Source organism: Pseudomonas sp. Irchel 3E20, assembly GCF_900187645.1.
Taxonomy (GTDB): domain Bacteria; phylum Pseudomonadota; class Gammaproteobacteria; order Pseudomonadales; family Pseudomonadaceae; genus Aquipseudomonas.
Map to the genome: position 1 here is coordinate 193,608 of NZ_FYEE01000011.1, position 7,278 is coordinate 200,885.

Consider the following 7,278-nt stretch of genomic DNA (forward strand, 5'->3'; position numbering starts at 1 on the left):
GGTCGAATGCAGGGCCGCCATTTAGAGCCTTTTGTCGGGTTTTCAACACGCATAAAAAACCCCAGCCTAACCAAGGCCGGGGTTTTTTGTGTTGCGCTGGAGCAGGGTTTTACTCGACAGCCTTGACCATGTCTTCGATGACTTTCTTGGCGTCGCCGAAGACCATCATGGTTTTGTCCAGGTAGAACAGTTCGTTATCCAGGCCGGCATAGCCGCTGGCCATCGAGCGCTTGTTGACGATGATGGTTTTGGCCTTGAACGCTTCGAGGATCGGCATGCCGGCAATCGGCGATTTCGGATCGTTCTTGGCGGCCGGGTTGACCACGTCGTTGGCGCCCAGCACCAGCACCACGTCGGCCTGGCCGAACTCGGAGTTGATGTCTTCCATCTCGAACACCTGGTCGTAAGGCACTTCGGCCTCGGCCAGTAGCACGTTCATGTGCCCGGGCATGCGGCCCGCCACCGGGTGGATCGCGTACTTCACGGTCACGCCACGGTGGGTCAGCTTCTCGGTCAGTTCCTTGAGCGCGTGCTGCGCCCGGGCGACCGCCAAGCCATAGCCGGGGACGATGATGACGGTGTCAGCGTTGGTCAGCAGGAACGTGGCGTCGTCCGCCGAGCCGGATTTCACCGGCCGCGCTTCTTGCGAGCCCGCCGGGCCTGCCGCCTCGGCGGTGTTGCCGAAGCCGCCCAGCAGCACGTTGAAGAACGAGCGGTTCATGGCCTTACACATGATGTACGACAGGATCGCGCCGCTGGAGCCCACCAGGGAGCCGGCAATGATGAGCATCGAGTTGTTCAGCGAGAAGCCGATACCCGCCGCCGCCCAGCCCGAGTAGCTGTTGAGCATCGACACCACGACCGGCATGTCTGCGCCGCCGATCGGGATGATAATCAGCACGCCCAGCACGAAGGCCAGGGCCAGCATCACGGCGAACGCGGTGAGGTTGCCGGTGAACATGAACACCAGGCCCAGGCCCAGGGTGGTCAGGCCCAACAGCAGATTGAGCTTGTGCTGGCCGCCAAACTGTACCGGTGCGCCTTGGAACAGGCGGAACTTGTACTTGCCCGACAGCTTGCCGAAGGCGATCACGGAGCCTGAGAAGGTAATGGCACCAATCGCCGCGCCGAGGAACAGCTCCAAGCGGTTGCCCGCCGGGATCGCGTCGCCCAACTGTTTGACGATGCCCAGGGACTGCGGCTCGACCACCGCCGCGATGGCGATGAACACTGCCGCCAGGCCGATCATGCTGTGCATGAACGCCACCAGCTCCGGCATCTTGGTCATTTCCACGCGCTTGGCCATGATCGAGCCAGCAGTCCCGCCGACCAGCAGGCCGACGATCACATAGCCGATGCCGGCCGTCGCCAGTTCAGCGCCCAGCTTATAAATGAGGCCCACGGTGGTGAACACCGCCAGCGCCATGCCCAGCATGCCGAACAGGTTGCCGCGCCGCGACGTGGTGGGGTGCGACAGGCCCTTGAGGGCTTGGATGAAGCAGATCGACGCGATCAGGTAGAGCGTCGTGACAAGGTTCATGCTCATTACTTGGGCGCCTCTTCTTTTACGGCTTTCGGGGCTTTTTTCTTGAACATCTCAAGCATGCGGCGCGTCACCAGGAAGCCGCCGAACACGTTCACGGCGGCCAGGGCCACGGCCAGGGTGCCCATGGTCTTGCCCAGCGGGGTGACGGTCAGGGCGGCGGCCAGCATGGCGCCGACGATGACAATCGCGGAAATGGCGTTGGTCACCGCCATCAGCGGCGTGTGCAGCGCCGGGGTGACGTTCCAGACCACGTGGTAACCGACATAAATAGCCAGCACGAAGATAATCAGGTTGTAGATACCGGGGGAGATAAGCTCTTCCATCGTCTGAATCCCTGCTTAGGCGTTTTTACGGATGACTTGGCCGTCGCGGCACATCAGGCACGCGGCGACGATATCGTCTTCTAGGTTGATCTCGAACTGCCCTTCCTTGGTGAAGACCAGCTTCAGGAAGTCCAGCAGGTTGCGTGCGTAGAGCGCCGAAGCGTCCGCTGCGACGGCGCCGGCCAGGTTGGTCGGGCCAACGATGGTCACACCGTTGGCGACGACGACCTGGTCGGCCACGGTCAGCGGGCAGTTGCCGCCCTGGGCCGCGGCGAGGTCGATGACCACCGAGCCTGGCTTCATCTGCGCGACGGTGTCGGCGCTCAGCAGCACCGGCGCCTTGCGGCCCGGAATCAGCGCGGTGGTGATGACGATGTCCGCTTGCTTGGCGCGCTCATGCACGGCCAGGGCTTGGCGCTGCATCCAACTGGCCGGCATCGGCCGCGCGTAGCCGCCCACACCTACTGCGCATTCGCGCTCTTCGTCGGTCTCGTAGGGCACGTCGACAAACTTGGCACCCAGGGATTCGATCTGTTCCTTCACCGCAGGGCGCACGTCCGACGCCTCGATCACCGCGCCTAGGCGCTTGGCGGTCGCGATGGCCTGCAGCCCGGCTACACCGGCGCCGAGAATCAGCACCCGGGCGGCTTTCACCGTACCGGCGGCAGTCATCAGCATGGGCATGAAGCGCGGGTAGTGATGGGCAGCCAGCAACACGGCCTTATAGCCAGCGATATTGGCCTGAGAGGACAGCACGTCCAGGCTCTGCGCGCGGGAGGTACGCGGCGCGGCCTCCAGAGCGAAGGCTGTAATGCCGCGCTCGGCCAGTTTGGCGATGGTTTCATTGCTGAACGGGTTGAGCATGCCGACCAGGACGGTGCCGCTTTTAATCAGCGCCAGCTCGTTGTCGTCAGGGGCCACGACCTTGAGAATCAGTTCGGCGCCGAATGCCTCGTTGGCGCTGCCAATGGTCGCACCTGCCGCTTCATACGCACTGTCGAGCACACTGGCGTTAATGCCGGCGCCGCTCTGTACCGTGACTTTATGACCCTGGCCGATCAGCTTCTTGATGGTTTCAGGGGTTGCAGCAACCCGCGTTTCACCCGTCTGGGTTTCGAGAGGAACACCAATGTGCACGTCAAATCTCCTGCTGGATCTTATTGCTTTGTGATTCTTTAAGAGGCCAGTGCACGACGACACGTGCGCTGGGGCGGCCGATCAGCACGGTCCCGCTGTATTCAGGGCGGGGCGCGGCATTTTGCAGGCGAACTTTGTGCCCTTCAAGGGATTATGACGGGTGACGGAAAATTAACTACAAGTCATGCCGTGACCGAATGTCGCAACAATGCGGCGATAACCCTTGTAGGGCACGGCTTTCAAGGTGCAGGACGGAATTCAAGAAAAATTCCCATCCGTGTGCTGAATAAGCTGACATGACCTCGGGATAAGGGCGCAAAGGCAATGAGTACGGTGCTTGTAGGACGATTGTTCTGGTTATCGGTACAGTTTGTTTAAAGGCGACATTTAGTTATATCTGTAGTGATTATATTTAGCTGACTACGGAGTCAGCTAATGTTTGAAAGCCCCTGCCCTTCGGGGTTGTAGCTGTTAGCTTGGTGGATCAACCAGTCGCGGAAAGCTCGCAATGAGGCGGATTCGACTTTTCGGTCAGGAATCATCAGGTAATACGCCTTGATACTCGGTAGTGAATGTTCATTGGCGATGACCAAGCGCTTCTCTGCCAATTCGCGTTGAATCAGGAACGGCGGGATCAGGGCGATACCCATCTCGTGCATGGCTGCCTGGGCCAGCATCGAGAATAGCTCGTAGCGCGGCCCTGTCATGTCCCGGGGAATATTCAACTGCCGGGCGTTGAACCATTGGCGCCAGGCGTAGGGGCGTGTGGTCTGTTGCAGCAGTGGCAGGTCGGCAATTTCTTTGGCGCTCAACTGACCTTTCGCGCCCAGCAGGCTCGGGCTGCACACCGGCATCGGGTTTTCGCCCATCAGCCTATGGGATTCGGTGCCGGACCAGTCGGCATCACCAAAGTAGATAGCGGCGTCGAAGTCGGTGTCGGCAAACAGGAAGGGCCGGGTGCGGTTGGTCAAGTTGACGGTGACTTCCGGGTGCTGCTGCTGGAAGTCCTTGAGCCGGGGCAGTAGCCATTGCGTGCCAAAGGTCGGCACCACGGCCAGTTCAATCACGTTGGCGCCCTGCTGGCCCATCACCGACAGCGTGTCGCGCTCGACCGCATCCAGTTGCGTGGCGACCCGGCGGCTGTAGGAAAGCCCGGCCTCGGTCAGCTTTACGCCGCGTCGGGAGCGGCGAAACAGCTCAACGCTGAGGAACTCCTCCAAGCTGGCGATCTGCCGGCAAATTGCCCCTTGGGTCAGCGACAGTTCTTGGGCAGCCTTGGTGAAGCTTTCATGGCGCGCGGCGGCCTCAAAACTGACCAGGGCGGTGGTGCTGGGTATTTTCCTGCGCATGTACAGCTATCTCACTAATTCATTGCTGGTAGGTGCTTTCAGGCTATTACGAAGTGAGTAAAAAGCACAACAGTATGCAAAATCCTCGTTTGCCGGATCGGCGGGGGCGGCCTAGGATCAACCCACGAAATTTGACCTGATGACGAGGACTCAACCCATGGCCGGTAAAGCAAGCTTCAACTGGATCGACCCGCTGCTGCTGGATCAACAGCTCACAGAAGAAGAGCGCATGATCCGCGACACCGCCGAGCAATTCGCCCAGCAGAAGCTCGCGCCGCGGGTGCTTGAGGCGTTCCGCCATGAAAAAACCGACCCGGCGATCTTTCGCGAAATGGGTGAAGTCGGCCTGCTGGGTGCCACCATTCCCGAGCAGTACGGCGGCAGCGGCTTGAACTACGTCAGCTACGGCCTGATTGCCCGTGAGGTCGAGCGCGTCGATTCCGGCTATCGCTCGATGATGAGTGTGCAGTCCTCGCTGGTGATGGTGCCGATCAATGAATTCGGCACCGAAGCGCAAAAACAGAAATACCTGCCGAAACTGGCCTCGGGCGAATGGATCGGTTGCTTTGGTCTGACCGAGCCCAACCACGGTTCCGACCCGGGCGCGATGATTACGCGTGCACGTAAGGTCGAAGGTGGCTACAGCCTGACCGGCAGCAAGATGTGGATCACCAACAGCCCGATTGCCGATGTCTTCGTCGTTTGGGGCAAGGATGACGCGGGCGACATTCGCGGCTTCGTCTTGGAAAAAGGCTGGAAGGGCCTGAGCGCCCCGGCGATCCACGGCAAGGTAGGCCTGCGCGCCTCGATCACCGGCGAAATCGTCATGGATAACGTCTTCGTCCCTGAAGAGAACATCTTCCCGGACGTGCGTGGCTTGAAAGGCCCTTTCACCTGCCTGAACTCGGCCCGCTACGGTATTTCCTGGGGTGCCTTGGGTGCCGCCGAATTCTGCTGGCACACCGCCCGCCAATACACCCTGGATCGCCAGCAGTTTGGCCGCCCCTTGGCCGCTACGCAGTTGATCCAGAAGAAACTGGCCGACATGCAGACTGAAATCACCCTCGCCCTGCAAGGCTGCCTGCGCCTGGGCCGTATGAAAGACGAAGGCACGGCGGCGGTGGAGATCACCTCGATGATGAAGCGCAACTCGTGCGGTAAGTCCCTGGACATCGCGCGCATGGCGCGGGACATGCTGGGCGGCAATGGCATTTCCGACGAATTCGGCGTGGCGCGGCACCTGGTCAACCTGGAAGTGGTGAACACCTACGAGGGTACGCACGACGTTCATGCGCTGATCCTGGGGCGTGCACAGACGGGTCTTCAGGCGTTCTATTAATAGGAGCACGACCATGGGCGCGCTTTCGCACCTTCGGGTATTGGACTTGTCGCGGGTGTTGGCTGGCCCCTGGGCTGGGCAGATCCTCGCGGATCTCGGGGCCGAGGTCATCAAGGTCGAGCGGCCGGGCAATGGCGATGACACGCGCGCCTGGGGCCCGCCCTTCCTCAAGGACGCCTATGGTGAGAACACCACCGAGGCGGCCTACTACCTGTCGGCCAACCGTAACAAGCAATCCGTCACCATCGACTTCACGCGGCCCGAGGGGCAGCGCCTGGTACGGGAGCTGGCGGCCAAATCTGACATCTTGATCGAGAACTTCAAGGTCGGTGGCCTCGCGGCTTATGGTTTGGATTATGAGTCGCTCAGGGCGCTGAACCCGGAGCTGATCTACTGCTCGATCACAGGCTTCGGGCAAACCGGCCCCTACGCCAAACGCGCCGGCTATGACTTCATGATTCAGGGGTTGGGCGGGTTGATGAGCCTGACGGGCCGCCCCGAGGGCGATCAAGGCGCTGGGCCGGTAAAGGTCGGCGTGGCGTTGACGGACATCCTCACCGGGCTCTACTCGACGGTGGCGATCCTCGCAGCGTTGGCCCATCGCGATCACGACGGCGGCGGGCAGCATATCGATATGGCGCTGTTGGATGTGCAGGTTGCGTGCCTGGCTAACCAAGCGATGAACTACCTGACCACAGGGGTTGCGCCGAAGCGCTTGGGCAATGCCCATCCTAATATCGTGCCCTACCAGGATTTCCCGACGGCGGACGGCGATTTCATTCTTACGGTCGGCAATGATAGCCAGTTCCGCAAGTTTGCCGAGGTGGCTGGGCAGCCGCAGTGGGCGGATGACGCGCGGTTTGCCACAAATACGCAGCGTGTGGCCAATCGGGCGGTATTGATTCCGTTGATTCGTCAGGCAACAGTATTCAAGACCACGGCGCAATGGGTGTTGCAACTGGAGCAGGCGGGCGTGCCGTGCGGTCCGATCAATGATCTGGAGCAGGTGTTCGCGGACCCTCAAGTTCGCGCGCGTGGGTTGGCGTTGGAGATGCCTCATGAACTGGCGGGCATTGTTCCTCAGGTCGCCAGCCCTATCCGTCTTTCCGAAACGCCTGTGGAGTACCGCAATGCTCCACCTTTGTTGGGCGAACACACGTTGCAGGTGCTCCAGCAGGTGTTGGGGATGGATGCTTCGGTGGTGGCTGCCTTGAAGGAGTCAGGGGTGCTTTAGGTCGTTATCTATATAGAAGGGAGTTGGGCGCGCCCCTTCTATAGAGAAGGGGCCTCTTGCTGGGCTTTTTGCTTGGCTCGATAGAAAACCCGAATTAACGGTTGACGGCGATTTATATCTGTCTATAATTCGCCCCACTTCCGGCGCAGTCAAAACGGAAAACTCCTTGGTAAACAAAGAGTTATGCAGGTTTCGGCAGCGCGGAGCTTCAGGTCATCGAAGCCCGAAAGGAGTTGAAAAAGAGGTGTTGACAGCAGCGAGTAACGCTGTAGAATTCGCCTCCCGCTAACGAGTGATCGTCAGCGCAAGTGGTTGAAGTTGTTAAAGATTTCCCAGCGAAACTTTGAAAG

General features: G+C 60.3%; 6 protein-coding genes. 2 read left to right on the forward strand and 4 right to left on the reverse strand.

The window, feature by feature from the left end; genetic code table 11:
• Window positions 1-109: 109 nt before the first annotated feature.
• From CKW13_RS19445 to CKW13_RS19460, 4 genes are all read right to left on the reverse strand, one after another.
• Complete coding sequence (locus CKW13_RS19445; protein ID WP_095110349.1) at window positions 110-1,546, reverse strand: NAD(P)(+) transhydrogenase (Re/Si-specific) subunit beta; 1,437 nt, start codon at window positions 1,544-1,546, stop codon at window positions 110-112.
• Window positions 1,546-1,869 (reverse strand): NAD(P) transhydrogenase subunit alpha, encoded by a 324-nt coding sequence (locus CKW13_RS19450; protein WP_003187010.1) that lies wholly within the window; start codon window positions 1,867-1,869, stop codon window positions 1,546-1,548. Before CKW13_RS19450 ends, CKW13_RS19445 begins: the two co-directional genes overlap by 1 nt.
• Window positions 1,870-1,884: 15 nt before the next feature.
• A complete protein-coding gene (locus tag CKW13_RS19455; RefSeq protein ID WP_095110353.1) occupies window positions 1,885-3,006 on the reverse strand; it encodes a Re/Si-specific NAD(P)(+) transhydrogenase subunit alpha in 1,122 nt (373 codons plus the stop codon).
• Between the two features lie 428 nt (window positions 3,007-3,434).
• Window positions 3,435-4,355, reverse strand: a complete 921-nt coding sequence (locus CKW13_RS19460; RefSeq protein ID WP_095110355.1) for a LysR family transcriptional regulator — start codon at window positions 4,353-4,355, stop codon at window positions 3,435-3,437.
• A 157-nt stretch (window positions 4,356-4,512) separates the two neighbouring features.
• On the opposite strand from CKW13_RS19460, the gene CKW13_RS19465 reads away from it, so the two are divergent.
• Entirely contained in the window at window positions 4,513-5,694 is a 1,182-nt protein-coding gene (locus CKW13_RS19465) for an acyl-CoA dehydrogenase (RefSeq protein ID WP_045059067.1), read from the forward strand.
• A 13-nt stretch (window positions 5,695-5,707) separates the two neighbouring features.
• On the forward strand, window positions 5,708-6,928 hold the full coding sequence (locus CKW13_RS19470) for a CaiB/BaiF CoA-transferase family protein (RefSeq protein WP_095110356.1): 1,221 nt from the start codon (window positions 5,708-5,710) through the stop codon (window positions 6,926-6,928).
• Window positions 6,929-7,278: the final 350 nt, after the last annotated feature.

What these genes read in the sequence shown, in the direction of transcription:
- CKW13_RS19465 (WP_045059067.1), top strand. Translation starts at nt 4,513, where the DNA reads ATGGCCGGTAAAGCAAGCTTCAACTGGATCGACCCGCTGCTGCTGGAT.
- CKW13_RS19450 (WP_003187010.1), bottom strand. Translation starts at nt 1,869, where the DNA reads ATGGAAGAGCTTATCTCCCCCGGTATCTACAACCTGATTATCTTCGTG.
- CKW13_RS19445 (WP_095110349.1), bottom strand. Translation starts at nt 1,546, where the DNA reads ATGAGCATGAACCTTGTCACGACGCTCTACCTGATCGCGTCGATCTGC.
- CKW13_RS19470 (WP_095110356.1), top strand. Translation starts at nt 5,708, where the DNA reads ATGGGCGCGCTTTCGCACCTTCGGGTATTGGACTTGTCGCGGGTGTTG.
- CKW13_RS19460 (WP_095110355.1), bottom strand. Translation starts at nt 4,355, where the DNA reads ATGCGCAGGAAAATACCCAGCACCACCGCCCTGGTCAGTTTTGAGGCC.